Source organism: Algibacter mikhailovii (assembly GCF_014651495.1).
Taxonomy (GTDB): domain Bacteria; phylum Bacteroidota; class Bacteroidia; order Flavobacteriales; family Flavobacteriaceae; genus Algibacter_E; species Algibacter_E mikhailovii.
Window position 1 is genome coordinate 2,501 of sequence record NZ_BMWZ01000022.1, and the last position, 2,555, is coordinate 5,055.

At 47.9% G+C, this 2,555-nt stretch carries 2 rRNA genes (1 of these 2 cut by a window edge); both read left to right on the top strand.

Annotation, left to right across the window (positions count from 1 at the left end):
* A 23S ribosomal RNA gene (locus IE051_RS18330) occupies positions 1-2,275 on the top strand (it extends 551 nt beyond the left edge of the window).
* Between the two features lie 132 nt (positions 2,276-2,407).
* Positions 2,408-2,515, top strand: a 5S ribosomal RNA gene (gene rrf, locus IE051_RS18335).
* The last annotated feature ends 40 nt before the right edge of the window (positions 2,516-2,555 follow it).

The window sequence follows — 2,555 nt, forward strand, 5'->3', positions numbered from 1 at the left end:
GCGGTCGGAGCAGACTTGATCTGTGACGGCGTGCCTTTTGCATAATGAGCCTACGAGTTACCGTTGCTAGCAAGGTTAAGGACTTCAGGTCCGGATCCGTAGCGAAAGCGAGTCTGAATAGGGCGCTTAGTTAGTAGTGGTAGACGCGAAACCGTGTGATCTACCCATGGGCAGGTTGAAGCTGTAGTAACATACAGTGGAGGACCGAACCGGTTGACGTTGAAAAGTCTTCGGATGACCTGTGGGTAGGGGTGAAAGGCCAATCAAACTCGGAAATAGCTCGTACTCCCCGAAATGCATTTAGGTGCAGCGTTGATTTATAGTTTTATAGAGGTAGAGCTACTGATTGGATGCGGGGGCTTCACCGCCTACCAATTCCTGACAAACTCCGAATGCTATAAAATGTTAATCAGCAGTGAGGGCATGGGTGCTAAGGTCCATGTCCGAGAGGGAAAGAACCCAGACCATCAGCTAAGGTCCCAAAATATATGTTAAGTTGAACTAACGAGGTTGAACTGCTTAGACAGCTAGGATGTTGGCTTGGAAGCAGCCATTCATTTAAAGAGTGCGTAACAGCTCACTAGTCGAGCGGTTCGGCATGGATAATAATCGGGCATAAACATATTACCGAAGCTATGGGATAGAAATATCGGTAGGGGAGCATTGTAGTGTCGTCGAAGGAGAGCTGTGAGGTTTTCTGGAGAAGCTACAAAAGAAAATGTAGGCATAAGTAACGATAATGCGGGCGAGAAACCCGCACGCCGAAAGACTAAGGTTTCCTCAGCTATGCTAATCAGCTGAGGGTTAGTCGGGACCTAACGCGAACCCGAAAGGGGTAGTGGATGGACAACAGGTTAATATTCCTGTACCTGCTCTCAATAAAAGTGACGGAGGTGTAAATTTGGTGCGTACTGACGGAATAGTACGTTGAAGCGAGTAGTGATACCGCGATAGTACACTGAGACTTCGGTCAAGGTGATAATCCAGAGGAGCAACTTCCAAGAAAAGCGAGAGAAGCAGCCCGTACCCTAAACCGACACAGGTAGTTGGGATGAGAATTCTAAGGCGCTCGAGAGATTCATGGCTAAGGAATTAGGCAAAATAGACTCGTAACTTCGGGAGAAGAGTCGCCACCCTTCGGGGTGGCCGCAGTGAAAAGGTCCAGGCGACTGTTTATCAAAAACACAGGGCTATGCTAAATTGAAAGATGACGTATATGGCCTGACACCTGCCCGGTGCTGGAAGGTTAAGTGGAGGGTTTAGAAGTTTACTTCGAAGATCTCAAATGAAGCCCCAGTAAACGGCGGCCGTAACTATAACGGTCCTAAGGTAGCGAAATTCCTTGTCGGGTAAGTTCCGACCTGCACGAATGGTGCAACGATCTGGACACTGTCTCAGCCATGAGCTCGGTGAAATTGTAGTATCGGTGAAGATGCCGATTACCCGCTGTGGGACGAAAAGACCCCGTGCACCTTTACTATAGCTTAGTATTGGTTTTGGATAAGTAATGTGTAGGATAGGTGGGAGACTTTGAAGCGGCGTCGCTAGGCGTTGTGGAGTCATTGTTGAAATACCACCCTTTGCTTATCTAGAGTCTAACCTTCATGAGAAGGGACAGTGCTTGGTGGGTAGTTTGACTGGGGTGGTCGCCTCCAAAAGAGTAACGGAGGCTTCTAAAGGTTCCCTCAGCACGCTTGGTAACCGTGCGTAGAGTGCAATGGCATAAGGGAGCTTGACTGAGAGACCTACAAGTCGATCAGGTACGAAAGTAGAGCATAGTGATCCGGTGGTTCCGCATGGAAGGGCCATCGCTCAAAGGATAAAAGGTACGCCGGGGATAACAGGCTGATCTCCCCCAAGAGCTCATATCGACGGGGGGGTTTGGCACCTCGATGTCGGCTCGTCACATCCTGGGGCTGGAGAAGGTCCCAAGGGTTGGGCTGTTCGCCCATTAAAGTGGCACGCGAGCTGGGTTCAGAACGTCGTGAGACAGTTCGGTCTCTATCTACAGTGGGCGTTAGAAATTTGAGTGGATCTGACTCTAGTACGAGAGGACCGAGTTGGACTAACCTCTGGTGTATCTGTTGTTGCGCCAGCAGCATTGCAGAGTAGCTACGTTGGGAAGGGATAAGCGCTGAAAGCATATAAGCGCGAAACCCACCACAAGATGAGATTTCTTTAAAGGGTCGTGGGAGATTACCACGTTGATAGGCTATAGGTGTAAAGGCAGTAATGTCATAGCCGAGTAGTACTAATAACCCATAGGCTTATTGTACGCCTGTTTTTTTATAAGAGTACAATTATTATTATAATCATGTTCTTTATTCAATATGTTAAGATATTTGTTTATCCCACGGGATAAACGCTGAAGACTAGAAGCGAAAGCCGATAGTCAGCAGCTATAACTTAAGGTGGTTATAGCGATGGGGCTCACCTCTTACCATTCCGAACAGAGAAGTTAAGCCCATTTGCGCCGATGGTACTACATTTGTGGGAGAGTAGGTCGTTGCCTTTTTTGAATCCTCAACATGTATTTGTTGAGGATTTTTTTTTGG